The following is a 24,096-nucleotide window of genomic DNA, read 5'->3' as shown; positions in this document are numbered from 1 at the left end:
TTACCCACCATGAATATATGCCAGTATTAAAACCTCATCGCCATCCTTAACCGGTGTATCAAGACCCTTGAGCAACCTTATGTCAATATCATTAACTGCAATATAAATATCAGGCATCAACTCATTCCTCGAAACATCAAATACCCTCTTAAATAATTTCTCATTTATTGACCTAAGTCCATTAATAACATCCCTTACCGTAATAACACCATTAAGCTCAATAAAATCCTTACCAAGAGCCAACGCACTTAAAACACCCACTAATTTAACCCTGACAACCACAGTAGATTCTCGGGACAGGGTTTTTAAGGGCTCCTTACTAATTGAATTAAAAATGCATTGCATAATTTTGCCAATAAGAGAGATTGGAGTCCTGGAGACGTGTATTTACGGTGATAGGATTCGGGAAGTCAAGGTTAGGATTGGAATTGATGGAATTAAGGAGAGCACTAGAGACCCCATTGCAGAGACTATATCAAGATACATAATGGGGTTAGTAGAACCAAAGGAAATAATTAGGTACCTAGAGCTGGGTCCAGGACTTCTTGGACTTGCACAGGTCGCAATGCTATCAATACCAAGAGGCAAGGTAGCGACATACGCCCAATTAGCTAGGCTGTTAAATACAAGCCCCAGAGCCGTTGGCAAATTAGCCAGCGCTAATAAGCTTCCGGTGATTGTTCCTTGCCATAGAGTCATTAAGAGCGATGGCTCATTAGGTGGTTACTCAATTAGTGATTCAAGCATTAAGCTTAGGTTGCTGGAAATGGAGGGTGTACGAGTAGTTAATGGCAAAGTCGCTAAGCAACATAACGTCAGTGATACTGTACTTACAAAGAACTTTAGGGAGCTTCTGAATTACGTATCGCAGAATATGATTATTTAATAACGAAGAGAGTAACTTCATCACCCTCCACAACACCGTATTTTTGTGCAAAGTTATCCCTATTTATTGAGAGCTCCAAAAATCCCTCACTATTTATTAATGCTAATACCTCACCATCACCGGCATAACCATAACTTCTCAGGAACCTAACCCTAAGGTCCGTATTCCTCCTTGGTATGACAATGCGTAATTCATCACCGTACTTAAGACCAAGAACCCCGAGATCACTCTCCCGAATACCCGTGTAGGCATTTCCGAAATGATCAATATAAATAATCATTGAATTAGCAATATTCCTAGAAACTCTATTTGTAATGCCTGGTAGTCTTGCTGGATCAGTAACTCGAGACCCCAGTAATGTTATGTCCAGACCAAGGCTTAAGTAAGCCGCAACTGGTGCAAATATGTCACGTCCATGAAACGTGCTTGACACAACAGGTCTCATGAAATCCCTATTCTCGATAGCCCTAATATCGATGATACCATCATCCTCAGCAGCCATCATTAAAACACCATTGTCCGGCCCAACAAAGTAGTAATTCCTTGTCTTAATGGCGATAGCCCTCCTCGATGTACCAACGCCCGGATCCACAACAACCACGTGTATCGTTCCCTTTGGGAAGTACTTATATGAAGCCCATAGGGTGAATGCTGCCTTATGCACATTGAATTGCGGTATTGAATGCGTTATATCAATTATTACGGCCTCCGGATTTAAACTAAGTATCACACCTTTCATTGATGGTACGAAATACGAATCATAGCCAAAGTCCGTGAGTAATGTTATTACGGGTCTCATTGAAAACCCTAACTCTCATCTTCAATTTAAGCATTTTACCACAGGAAGTAATCCATTGTTAATTGACTAGGCCCAGGGAGGGGTCTAGCCATGATCCCCAGTTCATTTCTCAGGTATTTAGCGAATTTAGTGGCATTACCATAAACGGTATACACAAGCTTAGCTCCACTACTTAGAACGAAATCTATAAGCCCAGGGAAATCAGAGTGGCTACTTAGCGGAATTGCATCTACACCAATTTGATTAAGCCAAACAACCCTAGAACGCTTAGCATACATACCACTTAATGCCACAACCCTGGCTCTTCCATACCTACTTCTCAAGACTTTAGTGAGCCGAGTGACGTCCCTGGGAATCCCCATGATAATTACGGAACCTTTTGGCGGAGAACCACTAATTACCATACCATACCTTAGATCCAAGGCATTATTAATTACCTTAATACTAGGCTCCACATAGAGTGGGTAATCCTTAAGCAATGCCGTGAGTTCTTGACCACGACCAAGCGGTTGACCCATAAGCAACACAACCCCGTCCTTAACACCATCCTCAACAACTGCCCTTAACTCATTATACACCTCATGCCTACTTGGGAACACGTAGTCTGGATCACCATATGTAGCCTCCATAATTAAGATATCAACATCAAGACCCTTAGCACCATCTAGCAGTATTGATGGCTCCACATTAAAATCCCCAGTAATCCCAACCCTAAGATCACCAAAGTCAAGTACGTAGGATAAACTGCCAATTACATGACCCGCGTTAAACGATTCAATTAAAACATTATTAACGGCAAGCTTAGAGCCTGGACTAATCGTGATGTGCCTTAGATTCTCACCATCGCGAGCCCTAATTATGATCGCAGTCTCATTGCTCATAATGATCGGTGATACATTGCGAAGAGTTCTCGGATTAACGTGATCCCTATGACCATGTGTTATTAATACGGCATTAAAGGATCCGCTGGGCTTCCTTAATGGATCAATTATGAATCTATTATTTTCGTATTCAATAACAATCCCATCGTCATAATACGCCCTAAGCCTATTCATTATTACATAAAGTATAGGAGCCAGTATAATAGGTTGTTGTCAAAGGTAGTTAAAAATAAGAAATTCTTTCTACACCTGAATAATGAGAAAACTATTCAATAATTAGTAATGAATGAAGTATTGTAATTACGAAAAAATAAGAATTTTCCACAGGGATTAAAGTGGGTACTGGCTATGTTCGTGTATTTAATTATATCATTAATTAACTCAGCAAATTACGATCGCTACTTCACAAATATAAATGCAATATCTTTATAACCTAAAGAAGAAGTATTTACATTGTATGGTCGAGGGAATCAAGAAGAAAATACTTGATTATCTCACGAGCAATAAGGGTAAGGAATTCACGGCTGAGGAAATTGCCAGGGCTGTTGGTGAGGAGAGAATAAATGTGATTAAGGCACAACTCACGAGGTTAATAAAGGATGGAAAAGTGGTAAAGACCGATGGAAAATATAAGTCTACATAAACTAGTAGGCGGTAAGGAATAAATCATCAAAATTATGAATATACTTTCCCGACATAAATTAGAGTAGGAAATTAAGATGCTTCCCTACCCAAGGTGTTGTCTCTATTATTCCTGGTACATTATTGTTTATGGATAGGATAATTCCTGAGCCATTAACGCCCTTACTAAGTCCCTAATACTTACCATACCCACCGTTTTACCCTCCTCAACAACTGGCAAATGCCTTATATTATTCTCAATCATCTTCATTGCAGCCGATATTACCGACTCTGACGTATTCGCAGTAATTAATTTCTTACTCATTACCTTCATTAACGGTGTGTCAAGACTAATACCCTCAGCCACAACCCTAACCAGGTCTCTTTCCGTAAATATTCCAGTTGGTTTTCCATCCTCATCAATAATAAGGATACTACCGACATTATGCATATACATTTTGGCAACAGCACAGGTTATTGGGTCAGTGGATTTACAGGATATGACTCCATCCCTAATTAATTCCTTGATCCTCATACTGGGTCTACTAGGTATAACTGGGTATAATGAGTTAATAAGTATTTCTCCGAACACTCTTATTAAGTAGGTACTACTTATTCACAGATTACTCAAGAAAACCTATTATTAGGTTGAGAAGAACGTTACATGTGAAAGTACTTAGGATAGACCTTAATGCGAATTCCCTGAGAACTGAGGAAATACCTGCGCAAGGACCAATAACGCTAGGCATTAAGATACATAATGAGGCTAAGTCCTGGAGCCTAGATCCACTTGACCCTAATGTACCGTTTATAATTGGTATGGGCCCCTTTGTTGGTGGTAAAATGCCTGGCTTCCATAGGTTAATAGCCGTATTCAAGAGCCCAATGACAAGGACTCTCCATGTCGCCGCCCTAGGTGGTGCTGCATACAAATTCATGGGATCTGGCATTGATACAATTGTGATAACCGGCAAGTCAAAGAAACCCATAGTTATTTTCGCATCAAGTGACGGGATTGAATTAAGGAATATAGAACCCGTTTTTGAGTATGGGAATTACCACGGCGCCTATGCATTCACTAAGTACCTACTCGATACCTACAGAGACTTCTTCGTTAAGTATAACGCCAGGGCTGTGGTTGTTGGCCCAGCAGCGTTGGGTACCTACAATGGCGCCCTAGTGTCTATTGACGTTAATCCATTAAAGGGCGAGTTTAGGCCGGGAGCTGAGGACTTCGCTGCCAGGGGTGGACCAGGCACCGCTCTTGTCATGGGTCATAACGTGGTTGGCATTGTGGCTGGCGGTACGTATAAGGCAAGATATACCAAGGTTAATGATATGGACTTCATAAATAAGATAATGATTGAGTCCTTCAAGAAGCCCTTTAGGCAGGTTATGGATGAGAAGACCATTAAGTATAGGTTTGACCCAAGTATAGGCACTGGTGGTACATTCGGCGTTAACTACCCACATTACCGTGAGTTACTGCCTCTCTTCGGTTATAAGTCCATATACCTACCCAGGGAGGTGAGGATTCAACACGTCGAAGCAATACTGAGGCTCTTCTGGAAACCCTTTAATGATGAAGTCTTCGTTAAAAGCAAGAGCTGGTACAACTGCGGTGACTTCGGATGCTCAGTCGTTTGTAAGAAGGTTTGGCGTGGTAAGAAGGTAGATTACGAACCATTCCACGCCATGGGCCCATTCATTGGCAATTACATATTTGAGGAAGCCGTACCGCTCGTGGACCTAATAGACCAATACGGCCTGGATGCAATTGAGATGGGGCATGTGGTTGCGTGGGTTTTTGACGCTATTGAACATGGCCTGTTAAGACCTGACGAGACTGGACTTAGTGATAAGCCCGCATTTGATCCAGTGAGGTTTAATCCCGATGTTGACTCGAGAAAGAACGCGAGACTGGCCGGTGAGGTTATTAAGGGCTTTGTTGAGAAGTCCAGTGAGATACTTAAGTTAATTGCCGAGAATGGTGTTAGAGTCGCTGCGAGGAAACTTGACGAGATATTCCATGACAGGGTCTTGAAAATTGGTAAGTCCTTTAGGGACTTAGTGGTTTATGTCGCCTATGGTAATGAGGGCTATATGACCCCGAATTTCTACTGGGCCCCTGGAATGGTTGCACCAATGTACATGCTAGGTAGATATTGGACTAATTACACACCAACATTCATGGGACCTGAGGATTTTGCAAAGTCATCACTTAATAGGGCAATTGCTGAAGCCTTGATTGATGATTCCGGCCTTTGCAGGTTCCATAGGGGCTGGGCTGAACCAGTGCTTGATAGACTGTATATCGAGATTACCGGCATGCAACCCAATAAGGATATCTATAAGGAACTTGCTGAATACTCAATAAGGGCTAATACAGAGCCTAAGCCCTGGGAGGGCGAGAGGGCTAGGGACGTGGTCTCAACAATGGCTAGGGAGGTTGGTTCTAAGGAATGGAGCTTTGAGGATTATGAGGACTACATTAATTGGTGGAGGAGGTTTAAGGAAACCATCGACTCAGGCCTTGGATTAACCCCACTAATCACTGCTTAATAAGGCCGAGCGAAATCAATGAATTCCTAATGAAATCCTTTGTCTTCTCATCAGGGTCTTCGTAAGGCGGTCTTGTTTTGCCGATATCAATACCAACGAGGGACATTGCATACCTATAACCACCACTCAAGCCACCTGCCTTCAACACACTCCTAACCCTTACTATGAACTCCTGGAGTCTCCTCGCCTCCACGTAGTTACCACTTCTCAACTCATTGACAATCCTAACTATCAACTCAGGAAATGGGTTTATCACCAGCGACACGACGCCCACGCCTCCGGCGAGCATTATGTCGTATATCAAGCCATCACTACCAGCCATAACCCTCAACTCAGGATGCGCAGACAGTATTGTATGCAGGCCGATCATATCATGTGAACTATCCTTAAGGTACTCAATGTTTGGGCATTTATCCAGGATTTTAATAACCATTGATGAGTTCAGGGGATTTCCAACGGCTGGCTCGTTATAGAGCATTACGTCGCCGCCGAACTCCCTGGACAACGCACACACATAGTCCAGGATACCCCTCTCACCAAATTGCTGTGGGTATGGCTGTGGTATCGTCAATACATCAATACCGATTTTACCGACCTCCCTGATAACCTCAACAGCCCTCTTAATACTCATTTCAGAAACCAGGAATGACACAGGGACCCTATCACGCACATAACCAACAACCATTCTCAAGAAACCAAGCCTCTCCTCAGTAGTGAAGGCGAAGGCCTCGGCACCAAACCCACCAACGTAGAAACCCTCAACACCACGCCTAAGCAGGAAATCAAGCATCGCACCAACCCTACCCTCATCAATATCACCGCTCGCATTAAGTGGTATGAAAACCTCAGCCACAGCACCCCTAAACTCCATACGGCCAGGAAACACCACAAACCATTATAAGGATTACCACAAAGCAAAGACTTAAAATCAATGAAAAAACAACAAATTGGCCCCGTAGCTCAGCATGGATAGAGCGGCGGCCTGCGGAGCCGTAGGACCCGGACATACACTCAATTGAGTGTACGGGGTAAGTTCAAATCCCGGCGGGGCCGCCAAATTTCTATTCTTTATTAGTTCTAGTTTATCTTGAGACCTATTGCCAGCAATGTTGTTCCTGCTAGGCCTGTTATGGGTGGTAGTCCTGTGATTAATAGGGTTAGTACTGTTAGTATTTCTAGTGGTATTTCTATCCTTATGGGTATGCTTGATTCAAGGCTGCTAATGATTACGGGGATTGAGGGTACCATCGATACTATTAACAGGAATATTCCCAATAGCATTGGTTCTAGCGCACTTATTGCTAGGAGGACTGCGCCCACCTTGATTATGCGTTTTTCAAGGTCATTGCCCAATCTATACAGTGTTTTTGTGAGTAGGTACGTGGCTGGGAAGGTTGTTATGAAGCTCGAGATTGCTAAGGCCAGCGATAGATCCGCCAGTACTGGGTTGGGTACAGGCCATACGAAGTAGAATCCCTTGGCTACGAATATTGTGATAGATAGGTAGTAAATGACCGTTGACGAGACGGCTAGTAACCAGGTAATTACAAGGAGCGTGATGCCTAACTTACCGTGGCTGTACCTCCTATTGATACTGGCCAGTTTGAAGTAACCTGAGGCTTGGTACCATGATGCGACCAGGCCAATGGCATTAGCCAGCATTAGTATGAATAACGTGTTTGGATGCTCTAATATGTAGAATACGGTTGGCATTAATGAGTATAGGGATAGCCAGGCAATAATGAGTGAAATGGCTACGGAGGTTATTGCATAGCCAACCCTAAGCCTTTTAATATAACCATGAAGTTGACCGGTGCTACCCTGCAATTGATGCATTAAATTATCATGTATTCCCTCCTAATAAGAGTTATTACGAGATTGTATGGCCCTTACCCCTTAGTAATTCCATGACTTCCCAGTTTTTCATGGGCCTCGTGCTTATCACTAATTCCCTGATCTCATCGTTACATGCTAGAAAGGCCCTTATCGTGGCCTCCTGCCCAGTCCTCACCACGTATATTGTTGAGCCGTCCTGCGTTACCCTATTTATCACGGCATCATTATTTAGTATGATTAATTCGTTATCGAGGCACTCAGCCTTTATTATTGCCGCGTACACGGTCTTAGCGAGTTCTTCGTATATTCGGCTTATGATAACCGCACCAATATGAGTACACAATCCCCTGCTCGCGCCCCAGGCGCCCATTTGGCAGTCGCAGGTGTATCTACCGTTTAGGAACCTAACGATGTACTGAGGCAGTCTGTCGCCCATTGATGGTTCGCCCTTCACGACCCACGTATCACCACTTAATACTTTGACATCGTTGTTTAGGAATCTCCTGAGTGACCTCCTTATCCAGGACCTTGACTCGCTTGGGTACCTACTCCTTAATTCCTTGATTGCTGCTTTGATTACTTGCTTGTCTATTCCATGCGCATTACTTATTTTGAGTGATTAACTAATGACCTTATCGGTTAGTTTTTACTAATTCTCCTACTGAGCACTGCCTTAACACTACTTATTGCATTCTCAATACCCGAGGAGTCTATGTCATAACCCTTATTCCTCCATATTTTTAGGACCTTGTTTATTGATTCCTCGGCATAGTTAACCTTATCCATAAGAATCCTCAGTGCAATGCCCCTGGCCCTACCCGCACTCATTAGCATTTTCATCATAATCGCCATTGCGGAATCATACGTAGCCCTTAACGCCTTAATCACGAATTCCCTACTTAGCGGCTTCACGAAGTACGCCATGTCCCTATACTCATAGCGTGATAGGGCGCTTAATAAATCACCAAGTATTGATGCATCAGGTAATAGGTATGTGGAGTTGTCAATCCTTGGGCAAAGCATTAACGTAGCGGTCTCCTTAATCATTGAGTAAATGTGAGTTTCATAACCAGGTATGTCAAATGTCCATAGAACTAGGTCCCTATCGTCACCCGTAACCACGAAGTACTGCAGATCCCTCCTCAACTTAATGACTAACGTCTCATGAACATCCCTAACATCATCAATGCCCTTATACCTACCCTCAAAACTCCTTGAGGACCTACCACGCGTGTAACCAGTGACTATGTACATCAATGTTAAAATAATCTAGAGGTTTATAAATTTTACTCTAATAAAAAATAGAAACATCAGCGAAAGTATTGGTGAAGTATCTATTTATTAGTGATGTGTCAAAGCCTGGACTGGAAGAGTGGAGGTAAGATTAGTCTTACCTCCACTCTGCATATCCAAGCCTCGACCTCTGCATGATGGTCAAGGATTTAAGGCAGTTTTCCCTGGCTATACTATATGACTGTGTTGGATATTGGCTTTGGTAATGCTGTTTGGGTTAGGGCTAGGGTTAGGATTTATGAGAGTAGTAGGAGGGTTAGTGATAGGGAGTATAAGGTGATTAATGCCTATATACCGTTGCCAACAACCATTAGGTACTTCGGCTTCAGGAATGGGGCGCCTGTCAAGATATGGTTGTTCAAGGATAATAGGTACATAGCCTATGAGGGAAACATCAGGAGGATACATAAGTCGCAATATGGGGCCAGCCTACCAACAACAGTAATAGAAAACCTAGGCCTGGACAATAAGGATGAAATCGAGGCACTAATATACCTGGAATTATCCGAGAAAGAGGAAGCCGAGGAGACAGATGAAGGCAAGCAGGCTAGTGAATAATTGAACATATTGGATATGCAGAGTGGAGGTAAGATTAGTCTTACCTCCACTCTGCCTACCCAACCCTCAACCCCTAAATAATTCTGTATTCCACGGCATCCTGGGAATTAATGCCATGTAAACAGCCTCCGTATTTAGTACGATCCTGTCTATAAATCTCCTAGTTAATGTGCCAATTAACCCATACTTCCTGCCTATGTTGGGTTCTCCATAATACCTACTAACAACATCATTTAACTCGACCCCTCGCACTACTTCGTTCATGAATTTCCTGGGCACCATAAATCCAGGGCTAAAGCCAAGGGTTACCTTACCACTTCCATCAATTATTGCCGCAATAGTCACATCAACGCCCTCCTCAAAACCCTTAACCCTAATTATCCCTGCCTCAATACCAACACCAAACTCGGCATTCCTCACGATACCAATCGCATACCGAGCCCTCCTAATCGCCCCATTGATAATTTCATCAAGGCCAATGGGTTCGGGGGATAGGTCGCCAGGTGGTTCGATAGAGACCACGTTGGCTCTAAGGCCAGCGATCCTAAATGCTAACTCAGTACCTCTAACCTTATTTGGGTTCCTTGAACCAAGGGCTACGAGTATCACGGCAAGTAAAATAAATCTAGGGGTTATAAGGGTTCTAACACGTGATGATGCTTAGTCGCCTACCGACAGGTGAAGAGTGACTCCAATGCTGAATCGGAACTTCGTAAAATCTTCATAAAAATTCTCAGTGAATTTAATGCGTCATTGCCTCACTCTATGAATACCGTGGTACCCGTGTACTTACTACCCCTCAATAACTCGAACCTCCTTGCCAACTTAACCGCGGCCTCCACAGCCCTCCTCGCATACTCCTCAGCCCTCTCCAGCGCCTGCATCCTATTGGCCCCAGGACCAATTATCCCCATGCCAACAGGCTTCTTATGCTCTACAGAGAGATCCATCAACTTCCTAGCTGCCTGGTGAGCCACAACCTCATCATGCTTAGTCTCACCCTGAATCACGGCACTTATCGCAGCCACAGCATCAACATCATCCCTCCTAAGCAACTCATCAACTATTATGGGCATGTCGTATGTACCAGGCACCTTGGCGACGTATGTAACCTCAGCACCTAAGAATTTCGCATGCTCGATCGCCTTCTGAAGCATTAAGTACGTGACATCATAATTAAACTCCGCAACCACAATCGCAAGCCTAACCCTATCTGCCATACACCATGATTAGGGATAAGTCTAAATTAAAGCTTAATCCCGACACCTAACCTTATCGCTAATCCTCCTGAGTATTGGGTTAACAATTATATATTGATTGCCGACTTTCATTGCGAAGCCATTATCCACGAGCTTTCTAAGAAGCTTCGTAACCTCACTATCACTTATCGGCCTACCTTCCTTCAACTCTAGATACCTCTTAACCTCTGACCAGGTGGCACCCTGCTTAGAACATTGATTAATTTTCGGTTAATCGGCAGCAATTGACTTAAGGACTTGGCGAATTCGTCTGGGAAGTTTCCCTAATTGTTATACAACTCATGCTCTCAAACCTCCTTGCATCGATTACACCCTGACCATGTCCTTTGCAGCGGCCTTAATAAGCGACGTCTTACCAACACGCATAAAGCCAATTACTAAGGTTATCACTCCGTTTAGCGCCGAAAATCTCAATTGCTTAATCTCAGTTTCCCTATCGTATAACTCACTTGGATCCTCGACCGGTCTGTCAAGAAACTACATAGGTATGTAGTTAAAAGCCTTGCCGCCGCTAATAAGCGTTTTTAAAGTCTCAATGCGCATTATCCTTAGTGATTAATTTCTCGAGGTTGTGGATTTGGAGGTACATCAGGGACAAACTTCCTTGGTATTACGAGGTAGCCATTAATAGGAAGCCCGCTAAATATCTAATAGCCGCGCGAGTACCGGTTAATGAGAAGCTGACTGAGCTAAGTGAGGACGAGTTGTGGAGGGAGTTCGATAGGGCCTTGAACGACTTCCTTGAGCTATGGCGCAGGGTCAAGTACAATGAGGTGGATATCAGGAACATGCCCAAGGCGTCACCGTCATTACTAGACTTAACTGCAGAGATCACTAGGAGGATGATTAGGCATTGCGAGTTCTGTGAGTGGCGTTGTAGGGTTGATAGGGTGGGTGGCAAGAGACTTGGTGTGTGTATGCTGGACTCCACGAGTAGAGTCTCCACATACTTCCACCACCTTGGTGAGGAGTTGCCACTTCGTGGCGTAATGGGTTCTGGAACCATATTCTTCACGTCCTGCAATTTCCGATGCGCCTTTTGCCAAAACGCTGATATAAGTAGGGATAGGTTTAATGGCGTTGTGATGAATCCTAGGCAAATAGCTTCGGCAGCGGTTATTCTCAGGCTCGAGGGTGTTCACAACATTAACTGGGTTGGTGGTGAACCAACACCGCACCTGCACAATATTGTTGAGACAATAAGGTTGATTGCAAACCAGGGCATTAAAGTTCTTGAGGGATTAAGCAATGATGAGTACGATGCCGTGCTCTCGGTAAAGGCGGACTTCATACCCTACAATTTCTCCAGGGATTGGGCATCGTATGATAATGAACTTAACGTGCCAATGCTCTGGAATAGCAACTTCTACATGACCGTGGAAACCACAAAATTGCTCAGGGTTTTAATGGACATTTGGCTCCCCGACTTTAAATACGGAAATAATAAGTGTGCCTTTAGGATATCTAGGATTCCAAGGTATTTTGAGGTTGTCTCGAGAAATCATAAGCTTGTCTATGATTGGGGTGAGGACATGATAATTAGGCACCTTGTGATGCCAGGTCATGTAGAGGATGACTCCAAGCCCGTACTTAAGTGGATAGCTGACAACATGCCTGGGGTCTTGGTTAACATAATGGATCAGTACAGGCCTGAGAACGAGACTGACCCAGATTCACCGAGGTTCAACCCTGAATTTAGGGAATTGGCTAGGAGACCGAGTAGAGAGGAGTTGATGGAGGTTTATAGGTACGCAAGGGATTTAGGCCTTAACTTTGAGTTAATTAGTTTTGAGAAGAGGATTGACATTAAGTACCTGGGTGATGAGGATTCACTAATTGAAAGACTCGACAACCTCTAATGAGGTTTAGTCGTGGACTAGGGAATTAAAGCAGGAGTAATTCAGTCTCCTTAAGCGTTCCCCTGACCAGATCCACCTCAAGCCCGAAAATCTCGAGCGCAGTTACGCCAATTACTATCGTATCCTCAGTCTCACCAAATATTACAGGTACAACTCTTTTCTTGCCCATGATCACTAATCCTGCTTCCCCAACGTCATGCTCAACATAGCCACCAAATGCCTTAAACCTCATCCTATCAATGGGCTTTATACCAAGTGACTCAAGTATGTCTTTACGGATCACCGTAAAGATAGCCTCAGTATCTACAATACCATCAACTTCCACGGTCTTCTCCGGCGCTGCTGGGTTGAATATACTAGCCCTAACCTTCACAAATCCCATTAAGATACTCATAACTGCTAAATTAAATAGTTTTAATTATGGAATAATTACGTAAGCACTTAAGTCGGTGCTTATGGCAATTAGTTTTAATCAACGACGCCTTCCTCAGTAATCCTAAACGTAACTTCCCTCTCAGGGTGATATGGCGAGTCAAATATCTTGGCAATCCTAACATTCTCCTTACCCTTCCTCAACCAAACCCTGTACGTAGCTCCATGGGCAATCACATTACCGCCAGCAGGCTTTAGCGGATTCCCAAAGAATACGTCTGGTTGTGCAACCACTTGATTAGTAACGACTACGGCCACGTTGTATATATCGGCAATCCTAAGCAACTGTGCAATGTGGTGATTAAGCTTCTGCTGTCTCTCGGCCAGGTTCTCCCTACCAGGGTACTCACTCCTGAAGTGGGCAACTAATGAGTCAATGACTATCAAGCCTATGTTCTCCTTCTCGATAATCTTCTTACTCTCCTCAATAATCATCATTTGATGATCACTGTTATAAGCCCTGGCATAGAGTATATTCCTAAGAGCCTCCTGTGGGTCCAAACCTCTGTACTTGGCTATCTGCATGATCCTCTCGGGTCTAAACGTATTCTCAGTATCAACATATAGTGCCTTAGCCTTTAAGCCTCCCCTGTCCTCGGGTAATTGAACAATGATGCTCAACTGATGACAAAGCTGCGTCTTACCACTACCGAACTCACCAACTAACTCCGTAATTGCCTTAGTCTCAATACCACCACCAAGTAATTCATCAAGTGCCTTAACGCCAGTACTAATCCTCCTGATGCCCCTCCTCTTTTCGTAAAGTTCGTAGGCAGTTATGAATGGCGTTAAACCAATGAGTTTCTGGGCAGCAGCAATGATTTGTTTAGCCCTATCCTCACTACCAAGTATATCAGCGAGTTCTTTAACGCTTGCGAAGGCCACGTCCCTAGCCGTGTTATAGCCAGCCTCCCTAAGCTTTTGGGCAGTGACTCTACCAACACCCTCAATTTCCTCAACATCAACAACTGGATAACCACCACTAACTGTCGCAGTCACAACAGTACCTCCCTCACCGCTTTCCTCTTCTGTGTCCTCAACCTCCTCGACAGGTTCCTCCTCCTTCTCTTCCTCAACTTCCTGCTCCTGCACTTTCTTCCTCCCCTTTGGCATATTTCTCAATTAAGAATAAATGGTTATTACTTAAAAAACTAAGCAGCCATTAAATAAGGAGCTCACTGAAGACCAGTCCTAAGCCTAAGCCACACACCTAGGCAGGTCTCACGCCAAAGCCTATCAACGTCATCACTCCCACCCTCAACAACACGCCTAAGAAGACTCAATACATCATTGCCATCAGCGACAGGTTTCACGTAGGCTATGTCATCATCATAACCACAGGTAACCTTAAGCAACCTATCAACAGCTTTCTTACCAATGAGTCTCCTGAGTTCATCCCAGGTATAACTGACGTAACCCAACGACCTATAAAGCCTATCGGCAGGTTCATTACCAAACCAAGTGGTTGCAATGTAAACATCAGAATCAGCACAAATCTCCTCAATGGTGCTCATCAAGACCTTACCGATACCCAAGCCCCTACACTCCTCAATAACGGCTATGTAATAAATAACGCACAATCTAATGAGACCAACATTAATACTGTAATAAACAGCGGCACCAACGCTCGAACCATTAACGACGGCCAACGCCACAAAACCAACGCCATAATCAACAACCGCCCTAGCATACCTATAGGCCGAACCAAAGAAATCCCTCAATATCTGCTCGGCAGAACTCATTAACTCCTTACCGTCTATAAATACCGTAATTGAACCGTCACAATTCATAAAAACACCTCCATAAATTCAGTGTTAATTAATAGGATTGAAATAATACAGTTAACTTACACTCTCCTACCACGCCTACCTCCAGGTGGTCTAATGGTGTCTGTTGGTATTGGTGTCACATCCTCAATACGGCCAATAATCAAGCCAGCCCTAGCCAAGGCCCTAATTGCAGCTGCCGCGCCAGGTCCTGGCGTCTTCGGGCCGTAACCACCAGGCGCCTTAACCTTTATGTGTACTGCATTAATGCCTCTACTCATGGCTATTTGGGCGGCCTTGTACGCAGCCATCATTGCAGCGTATGGGCTGGGCTTATCCCTATCGGCCTTAACCACTTGTCCACCGCTAACCCTTGCCACGGTCTCGGCACCAGTTAAATCAGTAATAATTATTATTGTATTATTATAACTTGAGTAAACATATGCAACGCCCCACCTAAGCTTCCTAGCCCCACTAACCTGTGTTGGCTTTATCTCGGGTAACTGTGTCGGTTGTTGTGCTGGTTGCGACTCTTCCTGAACCTCCTCAGTTGTCTTCTCTGTGTTTTTCTCCGACATTCGGTTGATTGACATTTTTACTCATTTTATAAATTTTCTCGCTATCGATTTAATGAATGCTCTTCATACTCTCAATGATGCCCATCATGTGGCTAGTACCAACCCTAAACCTCATCGGGTCAGGTTCCCTCTCGGCCGCCCTCATTAGCTCAAGAACCTGTTGATAAGTCCTTATACCACCAGCAACCTTAATCCCAATCCTCGGGTTATACTTCCTAGATAACTCAGCCATTAATTTGACGTTCTCGATCTGAGCGCCAGTCTTATTACCGAGTTTCTCCGCATAATCCTTCTCCTCAAATCCAGTGCTCGTCTTAATGAAGTCAGCCTTGGATTGCATTACGATCTTGTACAACTCCAGTTTCTCCTCCCTCGTTGTATAGGCATCCTCGACAATTATTTTAATGATTTTACCCTCCCTATGGGCAGTCTCAACCACGGTGTTGATATCATGCTCAACCTCACTCCATAGTCCAGACTTTACGAGACCTATTGGAGCCACAATGTCAAGCTCATCCGCATACTGAGAGTAGCGTTTAATGGCGTCTACCCTAGCCTCAGTGGTGCCTGCGCCAAATGGGAAGTCGACCACGGCAACAACCTTGAAACTATAGCCCTTACGCGCCATGTACTCTCTGGCGTACTTAAGGAATATTGGGTTTATCGTTATTGAGTATGCACCGTACCTAGCCGTATCTTCAATTAAGGCCTCAATCTCCCTCGTTGACCCATAGGACTTTAAGTACGTATTATCTATCAAACCTACTACGTTTACCTCCATACCCAACTAAAGCACGCATGTGATTATTAATGCTTTATCCCCTAACACTTATTAATGATGAATATACCGAGTAATAAGTATGAGTGAACCAACCATTAAATCGGTTAGGGTTTTGACCGTTATGGGGAATTTCGAGTGGCCTATTGTGAAGGTTGAGCTTAGTAATGGACTTGTTGGTTATGGTGAGTGCCATAGGGGTCCAGGTATTAGGGAGATTTTGAGGAGGATTGAGGAGTTGATCAGGGGTAGGGAGGTTAATGTTGAGTACCTGCTAAGGCTCGTTAGAAAGCACATACCGAACTCCGAGTGGGGTGTCGTTAATAATGCAATTAGTGGATTAGAGATGGCACTTTGGGACCTGAAGGGTAAGTTAACGGGCCTTCCGATCTATGAACTGCTTGGTGGTAAGGTTAGGGATAGGGTCGCTGTTTATGCTGATCTGCACGCTGGTGCAGGTATCATTGAGACAGGTGGTAAGAGGTGGGTTGAGCTGGCCAGTACTGAGGTTGCCTACAACGTTGAGAATTACATAAAGAGGGCCAGGGAAGCAATGAGCATGGGGTTTAGGTACATTAAGTTTGATGTTGATGTGCCGGAGAACATGATGGAGACCGAGTTCGACAGAACCTTTGGCATGAGGATTGTTAAGTTCGTTACATCATTCATAGGTGGTGTTAGGGAGGCCATTAAGTACGATGTTGACATAATGATTGATGGGCACTGGGCATTCAGTGTGCCAACAGCCATAGCCATAGCCAGAGAGTTGGCTAAGTACGACGTCTTTTGGTTCGAGGATCCAGTACCACCGGAAAATATTAATGCCATGAGGGAGGTTAAGCTCAAGTCGCCGGTGCCCATAGCCACTGGAGAGAAGCTGTATAGGTTTTCACAGTTTAGGGAATTAATCGAGAAGGGAGCCACGGATATAATACACCCAGACGTGCAGAGACTCGGTGGTTTACTCGAGATGAGGAAGATAGCCTACCTGGCCGAGGAGTATTACGTGCCAGTCGCGATACATAATATTTCAAGCCCAATAGGAACCATGGCTAATGCCCACGTAGCAGTCACAATAGGGGACTTCATAGCCATTGAGTGGCATGCAATTGATCTGCCTTGGTGGCCTGACATGGTTAAGGAAGGCATGATAATTAGGGACGGCTATGTAACACCACCGAAAAAGCCAGGTCTCGGGGTTGATCTAAACGAGAGAATAGCCACAGAGCATGCCAAGGATCCAAGCGAGGTTAAGGAGTTCCTTTAAAATTAATAAGGTGGGTTACGCCCTAGTCCTTAGGTGATGAGTGAGCCTCGAACATTGAATCGATGAAGAGTTACGAACCGGGCTGATTATTACTGAGTCGGTACCATGGTTAGCTTTGGCTTAATAACCTGCTTCATGTAGTCGATTAGATTGGCCTCCTCAAGCGCCTTAAGAACCTCTTCGTCACTGGCTCCCTTCTTAATGTTTATTTTATACTCGGTTGGTTCGATATGCTTAACATTGACCGCCCTCCTCTTAACACCAGTCAGTGACTTAGGTCCTGTGACTATCACGAAGTTCTCATCCTTAATATCCACAATAACGCACTTCCTACCTGCCTCCCTACCAGCGACCTTCACGCAAACCCTGCCAATATCGAAGACCCTAGGCATCAAGCACGGGTAGTGTAAGGCTTTATAAGCATTTCATGTTTCGTGTGTTGGTCTGAATAAATATATAAATTATATATTGACATTTTTTATAAAGTTTTGAGATACAAATTATTATGGAGCTCCGGGAAATTTCTGAGAAGTATAAACGTTACTCGAATGATCTAATGGAAATACTTAGATTAAGGACAAAACCCGTTGGTATTGCATTGGTTGATAAGGACCCCGATGAGTTAGGCATTAATGCATTCCGACCTATCAAGCACTTCCGTAGAAAACTAACCTTTTGCCAAATGTCAGCTGTGGCCAGGTATTATGGAATGGGCATGGCAGCGACCCTTGAGGATATGGCATGTCCCGGCGAAATAATAATCTTTGGTTTTGCTGAACCACCAAGTTATTTTCTCGATGGTAGTCTTAGTTATGGCCTTTACACGAGGACCAAGGAAGCTGGTAGGGCCCTTGATAGTAGTCTACCAAGACTACCTATGGGTAGGTACAAGGCATTATTAACAATGTCCCTTGATAATGTCATTTATGAACCGAAGGGTGAAATACCAAAATGGTGGATGCCGGATAAGGTCATTGTTATTGAGGCTGAATTACCAAAGACTAGCACTGGAAAGATAGATAAGAAGATACTTAGAGATAGGTTTAGGGATGCATTTACGTCAACAGTGTAGGTCAAATCATGTAATTATTATATCATAATGAGAATCTCCTCTCTTTATTCTTACATTATGCTTAATATTACTAATCGCTTCAAATAATCCCCTAATTATTCCCTTGGTCATTGGCATACCAACATCCTCATCAAAGGCTCTGGCTATTGAAATCGTGGTTGTACCCATCATAAACCGTACATTTATTAAAACAATGATACCAAGCGCCGTGAGGATCCTTAGGGAGAAGTAGAGGGCATCCCGAAAATCCCTTATTGAGTTAAGTACATACCTAATTAGTTCCTTGCCATACTCATAACCAAGGCGCTCAAGTAATTCTGGTTCCCTTTCCATGACATAAAATAATAATGCCTTCATGAAATTCTCCTGAACAAAGCCAAGTATTGTGAATGATAAGCCTATTACATTCACCGTATTAATCCCATTAACATTACTAACGGCATTTATTAACTCATCACTAACCTCTCCATCAATCTCAATAAGAACTGCATAGTTATTTCCCACGATATTCTTAATGTTTAGATTACGGGCCTTAATTAAGCCCGTAACATCATTAAGTAATCCAGGTCTATCTCTTGAAATACTCAGTAATAACCAAACCATAGTAATAAAATTAATTAGAGGACTTAAAGATTACTAATTCATAATCGCAGAATAAAGCAATTAGAGAATTATAATGACCTTTGTTTAATACTCCTAAGCTCCCAAATAACCCTTCTCAATATGGGTTCACCAACCTGCCTAAGCACGTCAATACTCGGTGGATTAAGGCAGTGCTTGAATTCACTGGGTGCATTAATCCCTAAATCACCTAGGCACTTAACCATTCTATACCAATTACTTGATCCGTAAATACCACACTTAAGTGCAGCGAGGAGAAACAATAATTCCTTAAGGGACTTACACACCGTGGCCTCATCATCACTATTAAGAAATAGGAACTCCCTCTCATCAATCATCTCCAGCTCATTCTTGATAGCGGAGTCCACATCAATATCCAGGGAATTACCATAAACTAATCGACCCGTCTTTATTATGTAAACGAAGAATAATGAATTACGAGGTTTTCTAAAGACCTGTAAATCCACGTTATCCCCAATCCTAGGAACTTCCCTAGGTATTTCTTCCATGAATACTGCGATGTCAACGTCACCACCACTACAGTCAAGCGATCCACCATACACATATATTGCGTAGGCATTTCTAAACCTATTAATTACCTCGTTAATTATGTCCTCAGGTATGCAATCCACATTAGCATGCATGGGTTAATACTTAATAAATATGGTACTTAATTAATTACAGAAATGCCATTTAGGGCTAAGTACTATGTTTATTGGGCTGACACAGACGCAGCTGGCATTGCTCACTTCACATCATTTCTAAGGCTCATTGAACGTGCAGAGGAGGACTTCTATAGGGAGAATGGTATCCTTCATTATCATGCAATTGCCCCACGTAGAGAACTCTTCATAACATATACGTCACCATTAAAAAGAGGTGATGTTGCCATTGTTGAGTTATGGCTTGATGAAGCAAGAACCAGGGCAATTAGGTATAGGTTTAGGATAATTAATGAGACGACGGGTAAAAACGCTGCTGAAGGCTACCTAGTATTTACCTGCATTAGTAACGAAGGTGGTGAGTTGAGGGCTGTTTCATGCCCTGAGGAACTCGTTAATGCTTGGAAAAGAACCCTTAGCGTGTCTTAGTACTCAATAAACCTAACATCAGTGGATTCACCATTGAACCTAATGGGACCCCTAACAAGCCTTAGTGTGCCCAGCTCAGGATGATTTACCTCAGTCAGTACGTACTTATTCACGTAATTATCCCTAGCCAGATCAGCCATATCATACACAGGACCAGCAGGTATTCCATTACTTAGGAATAGGCTTACCCAGTCATCCCTATCCCTCGTTAGGAACACTTCCTGTAGTACTTTCTCGAGCTCGTCCTGGTTCTTAACCCTGTCGGGATTTGTCCTAAATCTGGGGTCATCAGCCAGCTCAGGCCTACCAATAACCTCACAGAACCTCCTCCAAATCCTATCATTACCAACCGCAAGTATGAACATCTTACCATCCCTGGCCTTAAATCCTTGGTACGGAGCCACAACACTCATGTACTTCGTACCCAATGGCCTTGGAACATCACCCACAAGGAAATAGTAAAGCAGGTGTATGCCCATTATGTATAGGGCTGAGTCTAGCATTGGTACGGTAATCCTAACACCCTTACCATCCCTATCCCTAACCCTAAGTGCCGATAGTATTGCTATTACCGAGAAGAAGCCCGTCACCATGTCGGTTATTGGAACACCAACCTTAACAAAGGTCCCGTCCTCACAACCAGTAACACTCATTAAACCACTCATGCCCTGAATAACAATGTCGAAGGCCGGGTAATCCTCATACTCACTACCCGGCATGAAACCCTTAATGGATACGTAAATAATTCTAGGATTAAGTATGCTCACAGTGTCATAATCAACACCAAGTCTCTCAGCAACACCAGGTCTATAATTCTCAATAAGTACATCAGCGCCTTTAATCATTTCATAAAGTTTGTTTCTATCACTCTCATTCTTTAAGTCAAGCCTAATCACATGCTTATTCCTATTCATAGCCAGGTAATACGTACTGACTCCCTCCCTGATTACATGACCCCATGTCCTAGTCATATCACCCTCAGGGGACTCAACCTTAGTAACATCAGCGCCTAAATCACCAAGTATTGATGTTGCAAAGGGGCCAGCTGCAGAATGCGTTAAATCAATCACCCTAACGCCCTCAAGTGGAAGTCTACCCATACAAGGAAACCAAACTGCACCACTCCTTTTTAGGATTTAGTAGTTTTGGCTATTTGCCAGTAATGATACGTACACTCCTTACTTTATTCCTTACTTTCTTACTGCTATTGCACCTTATTCCACAAATCGCCATAGATGGCTATTATTCTACCTAGCTTATCTTCACTTAACGTATTCTTAAATTAGAAATAGAACACATTTTCGATTACGAAGCAAATTGCACTAAAGTAGGCGCAATCGCGAAATAACTGATTAAAAGAACGAATGATTAATATCAATTACAAAGATCCCAGGTCAATATTGCAATTAATCAATAATTCATTAAGTAATACTTGATCCATGAAGAGCAAACGTAAACCCCTTAAATAATCCATTGAGTAATGAGTTATTAGGGATGCGTGTTGGCTACAGCTCCCTACATAATCAGTGATAACCCCAATGAAATAATTAAACTGGTTAACAATACCTCTAATTATGATGGTGCATTCGCGATTTTTAAAATTCGTGGAAAGGTTTGTTCATTCATCACAAGCCACGCTAGGCATGAAGGTACTAGGCTTAAGAGGGTTAATGAAGCAACCATGGCAGAATACCTAAACACGCTTGGTGCACTACATGATATACTAACAAGCAAGCATAAGAGTACTAACCTGACCTACTTCATGGCGGCGGCTAATGATGGCTCAATAATAAGCTTTAGACTTGAGAAGGATTCTGAAATAACCATAGCACTCGATGGTGAAAACATGTATCATTACGTGAAGGTTCCAGGAATAAGAAGAGCATTGATTAGTAGATCCTTTGGCGCATTCATAACCACAATGCCCGAAGACCATGAATACCCAGTGAATTCCATGAATGAGGATAATATTATGGAACTTCTCAATTACGTGACTAAATCAAGCAAGACATTAATAGCTATAGTGCCGTTTGATGACCCTGTAAGAGATATCATCAATGATATAACTAAGACAATGAATGGAGAATTAATGATGGTGATGCCCGAGGAAATGACGCATGAATTAGCAACACTCACAACATTAAATGCAGTGATGAAGAGCGGAGAAGCATTACCAAGTTTCTCTCTGGTAATTATGAGCGGTAGTGATGGTGGAGTAATATCAATACTACTTGGTGGTTATGGGTTACTGATCCACGTCGGCATAGACAGTAGGAATATCTATTACGTATATGAATCAGGTTCTGATAAATACGCATTGATGAGCAAGGTGATGAATCTATACATACCATACACTACGAGCACCTAAATGATACAAAGACTGATGAAGAGAAACCAATGATTAAGAACGTAAAGGATTCCTAGCAAGCAATAAAGGTATGACAGCATAGGTTTATTAGGGATGACTTGAGTTAATGAGGTGCACTTATTAGTCTACTTCGATGGTGCTTGTGAACCCAAGAACCCAGGCGGTGTTGGAACCTACGGCTTTGCGGTGTATAATGATAATGATACGATTAGTGAGGGATACGGTATTGCTTGTGAACCAGCACTCAATTGTACCAATAACGTTGCTGAGTATACGGGACTCATAAAGGCCCTTGAGTGTTTGTTGTTGCATGATTATGGTGAATCAAGCATTGTTGTGCATGGTGACTCACAACTCGTAATTAAGCAATTGACTGGAATATACAATGTGCGTACCGAACACCTAAAACCCCTGTTTGAGAAAGCTCATGAGCTACTTAGTCACTTTAGAGTAAGACTCGAGTGGATTCCCAGGGAACTTAACTCCAAGGCTGATGAACTAAGTAAGAGAGCCTATATTGAATACCTTGATGAACATCCAGAATTAATTAATAAATTCAAGCCATACCTCGCCACCGAGAAACAACTAAAGCTCCTTAAGGAACTCGGCATTGAACCCTACAAATACATGAGCAAAATGGAAGCATCAAGACTCATAAGGAAACTGCTCAATAAACGAAAAAGATGAAGAAAAGAAAAGAAGCCACAAAGAAACTAACCCAACCATGCATATAAGGCTTATGTAATTGACCACCGTAGTGATCGTAATCAGTATCGGTTATAAACTAGGAACAATTGATTGCAAACTGGGGCCGGGGCCGGGATTTGAACCCGGGTTCACGGGCTCCACAGGCCCGCATGCTTTCCAGACTGCACCACCCCGGCACTTATGTTCCTGCTGCTCATGCTTTTAAGTTTTTGTTCTTAATGTCCTCGTTTGGGCATTTAATTTCATTATTGCCTTTGTTATTCTTGTTCTATTTTCCTTTATACCGATCAACCACTTAATGATGCATCTCGTCAATTTTATGACTATTCTGATGCTGTTTTCTCGTTTTGCTTTTGTAGAATGGTTTAAATACCTAGCCTTGATCATCGTTTGCGGTATGAATGAGGGTATTCAGGAATATGTGGCATTTGCGAACCTAGTATTTATAGTAATGACGGCGATCTACTCATTGGTCTTTCAATTAATATTACTATTTAGCAACTCCCTAATTGCTATTGGTATGAGTACCACTGCATGGCTTGTGCTTACTTATACCTTAATTACTAGACGTGGTCCTTGGGCATTAATTTATGCTAAAGTGCATAGGGCATTGACGGGAGTTCATGTACTCGGTATTACTAATATCGAGAGATCATTGCTTATGCCCTATGTAATTAATTACGCGGTTTACCTGATTCTCTCAATACCTGCTGAGTACCCGTTATTCAATTTGGTTCTGAGATTAATATCCATAATGCCATTGCCTATAATGATTATTGAATTCGCAGTGTTACCTCGATTAGTGATAAATAACAACGTAAAGACTCCTGATTAATGGAATTAATTCAAGGAATTATTTAA

Annotated in this window: 31 protein-coding genes and 2 tRNA genes; 12 read left to right on the top strand and 21 right to left on the bottom strand. The window is 43.0% G+C overall.

Annotated features, from left to right (window positions below; all coding sequences use genetic code 11):
* Positions 1-282 carry a MoaD/ThiS family protein gene (locus tag VMUT_RS04530; protein ID WP_013604249.1) on the bottom strand — a complete coding sequence of 94 codons (282 nt, stop codon included), beginning with the start codon at positions 280-282 and terminating at the stop codon, positions 1-3.
* 52 nt (positions 283-334) lie between these two features.
* Here VMUT_RS04530 and VMUT_RS12200 point away from each other — a divergent pair, with 52 nt between their 5' ends.
* Positions 335-886, top strand: coding sequence for a methylated-DNA--[protein]-cysteine S-methyltransferase (locus VMUT_RS12200; RefSeq protein ID WP_052298499.1), 552 nt, complete (start codon positions 335-337; stop codon positions 884-886).
* Here the strand turns inward: VMUT_RS12200 and VMUT_RS04520 are convergent.
* Both VMUT_RS04520 and VMUT_RS04515 read right to left on the bottom strand, forming a co-directional pair.
* Positions 879-1,685 carry an SAM hydrolase/SAM-dependent halogenase family protein gene (locus VMUT_RS04520; RefSeq protein WP_013604247.1) on the bottom strand — a complete coding sequence of 269 codons (807 nt, stop codon included), beginning with the start codon at positions 1,683-1,685 and terminating at the stop codon, positions 879-881. The two genes, VMUT_RS12200 and VMUT_RS04520, sit on opposite strands and share 8 nt — an antisense overlap.
* A 35-nt stretch (positions 1,686-1,720) precedes the next feature.
* A complete protein-coding gene (locus tag VMUT_RS04515) occupies positions 1,721-2,740 on the bottom strand; it encodes an MBL fold metallo-hydrolase (protein WP_013604246.1) in 1,020 nt (339 codons plus the stop codon).
* Positions 2,741-3,023: 283 nt separating this feature from the next.
* Between VMUT_RS04515 and VMUT_RS04510 the strand changes: the two genes are divergently transcribed.
* Complete coding sequence (locus VMUT_RS04510; RefSeq protein ID WP_013604245.1) at positions 3,024-3,209, top strand: hypothetical protein; 186 nt, start codon at positions 3,024-3,026, stop codon at positions 3,207-3,209.
* A gap of 126 nt (positions 3,210-3,335) precedes the next feature.
* Here the strand turns inward: VMUT_RS04510 and VMUT_RS04505 are convergent, their stop codons facing one another.
* Positions 3,336-3,722: a CBS domain-containing protein gene (locus VMUT_RS04505; protein ID WP_048057184.1), complete on the bottom strand. Its 387-nt coding sequence runs from the start codon at positions 3,720-3,722 to the stop codon at positions 3,336-3,338.
* 131 nt (positions 3,723-3,853) lie between these two features.
* On the opposite strand from VMUT_RS04505, the gene VMUT_RS04500 reads away from it, so the two are divergent.
* A complete protein-coding gene (locus tag VMUT_RS04500) occupies positions 3,854-5,749 on the top strand; it encodes an aldehyde ferredoxin oxidoreductase N-terminal domain-containing protein (RefSeq protein ID WP_013604243.1) in 1,896 nt (631 codons plus the stop codon).
* On the opposite strand, the gene VMUT_RS04495 is transcribed toward VMUT_RS04500, so the two are convergent.
* Entirely contained in the window at positions 5,739-6,620 is an 882-nt protein-coding gene (locus VMUT_RS04495; protein WP_013604242.1) for a dihydrodipicolinate synthase family protein, read from the bottom strand. The two genes, VMUT_RS04500 and VMUT_RS04495, sit on opposite strands and share 11 nt — an antisense overlap.
* 78 nt (positions 6,621-6,698) lie before the next feature.
* Here VMUT_RS04495 and VMUT_RS12640 point away from each other — a divergent pair.
* Positions 6,699-6,805, top strand: a tRNA-Arg gene (locus tag VMUT_RS12640).
* A gap of 21 nt (positions 6,806-6,826) precedes the next feature.
* Here VMUT_RS12640 and VMUT_RS04490 read toward each other — a convergent pair.
* The 3 genes from VMUT_RS04490 to VMUT_RS04480 all read right to left on the bottom strand — a co-directional run bounded on the left by VMUT_RS04490 (position 6,827) and on the right by VMUT_RS04480 (position 8,839).
* Positions 6,827-7,585, bottom strand: coding sequence for a hypothetical protein (locus tag VMUT_RS04490; protein WP_013604241.1), 759 nt, complete (start codon positions 7,583-7,585; stop codon positions 6,827-6,829).
* Between the two features lie 34 nt (positions 7,586-7,619).
* The gene (locus VMUT_RS04485; protein ID WP_013604240.1) at positions 7,620-8,039 is read right to left on the bottom strand and encodes a hypothetical protein; all 420 of its coding nucleotides are present in this window, start codon (positions 8,037-8,039) and stop codon (positions 7,620-7,622) included.
* 185 nt (positions 8,040-8,224) lie between these two features.
* Complete coding sequence (locus VMUT_RS04480; RefSeq protein ID WP_013604239.1) at positions 8,225-8,839, bottom strand: hypothetical protein; 615 nt, start codon at positions 8,837-8,839, stop codon at positions 8,225-8,227.
* Between the two features lie 216 nt (positions 8,840-9,055).
* Between VMUT_RS04480 and VMUT_RS04475 the strand changes: the two genes are divergently transcribed.
* The gene (locus tag VMUT_RS04475) at positions 9,056-9,436 is read left to right on the top strand and encodes a hypothetical protein (RefSeq protein ID WP_013604238.1); all 381 of its coding nucleotides are present in this window, start codon (positions 9,056-9,058) and stop codon (positions 9,434-9,436) included.
* 66 nt (positions 9,437-9,502) lie between these two features.
* On the opposite strand, the gene yjjX is transcribed toward VMUT_RS04475, so the two are convergent.
* The 3 genes from yjjX to VMUT_RS12765 form a co-directional block, all read right to left on the bottom strand.
* The gene (gene yjjX / locus VMUT_RS04470; RefSeq protein ID WP_013604237.1) at positions 9,503-10,045 is read right to left on the bottom strand and encodes an inosine/xanthosine triphosphatase; all 543 of its coding nucleotides are present in this window, start codon (positions 10,043-10,045) and stop codon (positions 9,503-9,505) included.
* A gap of 149 nt (positions 10,046-10,194) precedes the next feature.
* Positions 10,195-10,656, bottom strand: a complete 462-nt coding sequence (gene ribH / locus VMUT_RS04465) for a 6,7-dimethyl-8-ribityllumazine synthase (protein ID WP_013604236.1) — start codon at positions 10,654-10,656, stop codon at positions 10,195-10,197.
* 33 nt (positions 10,657-10,689) lie between these two features.
* Entirely contained in the window at positions 10,690-10,899 is a 210-nt protein-coding gene (locus VMUT_RS12765; RefSeq protein ID WP_373419225.1) for a hypothetical protein, read from the bottom strand.
* Between the two features lie 347 nt (positions 10,900-11,246).
* On the opposite strand from VMUT_RS12765, the gene VMUT_RS04460 reads away from it, so the two are divergent.
* The gene (locus VMUT_RS04460; protein ID WP_013604234.1) at positions 11,247-12,554 is read left to right on the top strand and encodes a radical SAM protein; all 1,308 of its coding nucleotides are present in this window, start codon (positions 11,247-11,249) and stop codon (positions 12,552-12,554) included.
* Between the two features lie 25 nt (positions 12,555-12,579).
* Here the strand turns inward: VMUT_RS04460 and VMUT_RS04455 are convergent, their stop codons facing one another.
* The 5 genes from VMUT_RS04455 to deoC all read right to left on the bottom strand — a co-directional run bounded on the left by VMUT_RS04455 (position 12,580) and on the right by deoC (position 16,111).
* Positions 12,580-12,936, bottom strand: coding sequence for an aspartyl protease (locus tag VMUT_RS04455; protein ID WP_013604233.1), 357 nt, complete (start codon positions 12,934-12,936; stop codon positions 12,580-12,582).
* An 86-nt stretch (positions 12,937-13,022) separates the two neighbouring features.
* Positions 13,023-14,099 carry a DNA repair and recombination protein RadA gene (gene radA, locus VMUT_RS04450; protein WP_013604232.1) on the bottom strand — a complete coding sequence of 359 codons (1,077 nt, stop codon included), beginning with the start codon at positions 14,097-14,099 and terminating at the stop codon, positions 13,023-13,025.
* A 62-nt stretch (positions 14,100-14,161) separates the two neighbouring features.
* Positions 14,162-14,776, bottom strand: a complete 615-nt coding sequence (locus tag VMUT_RS04445; RefSeq protein ID WP_013604231.1) for a GNAT family N-acetyltransferase — start codon at positions 14,774-14,776, stop codon at positions 14,162-14,164.
* A 56-nt stretch (positions 14,777-14,832) separates the two neighbouring features.
* A complete protein-coding gene (locus VMUT_RS04440; RefSeq protein WP_013604230.1) occupies positions 14,833-15,330 on the bottom strand; it encodes a 30S ribosomal protein S11 in 498 nt (165 codons plus the stop codon).
* Between the two features lie 49 nt (positions 15,331-15,379).
* Positions 15,380-16,111: a deoxyribose-phosphate aldolase gene (gene deoC, locus VMUT_RS04435; RefSeq protein WP_013604229.1), complete on the bottom strand. Its 732-nt coding sequence runs from the start codon at positions 16,109-16,111 to the stop codon at positions 15,380-15,382.
* A gap of 79 nt (positions 16,112-16,190) precedes the next feature.
* Here deoC and VMUT_RS04430 point away from each other — a divergent pair, with 79 nt between their 5' ends.
* Entirely contained in the window at positions 16,191-17,375 is a 1,185-nt protein-coding gene (locus VMUT_RS04430) for a mandelate racemase/muconate lactonizing enzyme family protein (RefSeq protein ID WP_013604228.1), read from the top strand.
* Positions 17,376-17,464: 89 nt separating this feature from the next.
* Here VMUT_RS04430 and VMUT_RS04425 read toward each other — a convergent pair whose 3' ends face one another.
* Complete coding sequence (locus tag VMUT_RS04425; RefSeq protein ID WP_013604227.1) at positions 17,465-17,767, bottom strand: 50S ribosomal protein L14e; 303 nt, start codon at positions 17,765-17,767, stop codon at positions 17,465-17,467.
* A 113-nt stretch (positions 17,768-17,880) separates the two neighbouring features.
* Between VMUT_RS04425 and VMUT_RS04420 the strand changes: the two genes are divergently transcribed.
* On the top strand, positions 17,881-18,447 hold the full coding sequence (locus VMUT_RS04420) for a DUF169 domain-containing protein (RefSeq protein WP_048056864.1): 567 nt from the start codon (positions 17,881-17,883) through the stop codon (positions 18,445-18,447).
* A gap of 6 nt (positions 18,448-18,453) precedes the next feature.
* On the opposite strand, the gene VMUT_RS04415 is transcribed toward VMUT_RS04420, so the two are convergent.
* Complete coding sequence (locus VMUT_RS04415; protein WP_013604225.1) at positions 18,454-19,050, bottom strand: ACT domain-containing protein; 597 nt, start codon at positions 19,048-19,050, stop codon at positions 18,454-18,456.
* 68 nt (positions 19,051-19,118) lie between these two features.
* Positions 19,119-19,700 (bottom strand): nucleotidyltransferase domain-containing protein, encoded by a 582-nt coding sequence (locus VMUT_RS04410; protein WP_237699716.1) that lies wholly within the window; start codon positions 19,698-19,700, stop codon positions 19,119-19,121.
* 54 nt (positions 19,701-19,754) lie between these two features.
* Between VMUT_RS04410 and VMUT_RS04405 the strand changes: the two genes are divergently transcribed.
* Positions 19,755-20,159 (top strand): acyl-CoA thioesterase, encoded by a 405-nt coding sequence (locus tag VMUT_RS04405; protein ID WP_013604223.1) that lies wholly within the window; start codon positions 19,755-19,757, stop codon positions 20,157-20,159.
* Here VMUT_RS04405 and VMUT_RS04400 read toward each other — a convergent pair.
* Complete coding sequence (locus tag VMUT_RS04400; RefSeq protein ID WP_013604222.1) at positions 20,156-21,259, bottom strand: CaiB/BaiF CoA transferase family protein; 1,104 nt, start codon at positions 21,257-21,259, stop codon at positions 20,156-20,158. The two genes, VMUT_RS04405 and VMUT_RS04400, sit on opposite strands and share 4 nt — an antisense overlap.
* Before the next feature lie 401 nt (positions 21,260-21,660).
* On the opposite strand from VMUT_RS04400, the gene VMUT_RS04395 reads away from it, so the two are divergent.
* A complete protein-coding gene (locus VMUT_RS04395; RefSeq protein ID WP_148224657.1) occupies positions 21,661-22,527 on the top strand; it encodes a hypothetical protein in 867 nt (288 codons plus the stop codon).
* Positions 22,528-22,638: 111 nt separating this feature from the next.
* A complete protein-coding gene (gene rnhA / locus VMUT_RS04390; RefSeq protein WP_013604220.1) occupies positions 22,639-23,214 on the top strand; it encodes a ribonuclease HI in 576 nt (191 codons plus the stop codon).
* A gap of 119 nt (positions 23,215-23,333) precedes the next feature.
* On the opposite strand, the gene VMUT_RS04385 is transcribed toward rnhA, so the two are convergent.
* A tRNA-His gene (locus VMUT_RS04385) sits at positions 23,334-23,411 on the bottom strand.
* Between the two features lie 221 nt (positions 23,412-23,632).
* On the opposite strand from VMUT_RS04385, the gene VMUT_RS04380 reads away from it, so the two are divergent.
* Positions 23,633-24,070, top strand: a complete 438-nt coding sequence (locus VMUT_RS04380; RefSeq protein ID WP_013604219.1) for a hypothetical protein — start codon at positions 23,633-23,635, stop codon at positions 24,068-24,070.
* Positions 24,071-24,096 lie beyond the last annotated feature (26 nt).

Source organism: Vulcanisaeta moutnovskia 768-28 (genome assembly GCF_000190315.1).
Classification (GTDB): domain Archaea; phylum Thermoproteota; class Thermoprotei; order Thermoproteales; family Thermocladiaceae; genus Vulcanisaeta; species Vulcanisaeta moutnovskia.
This window is presented reverse-complemented; position numbering and strand designations above follow the sequence as displayed.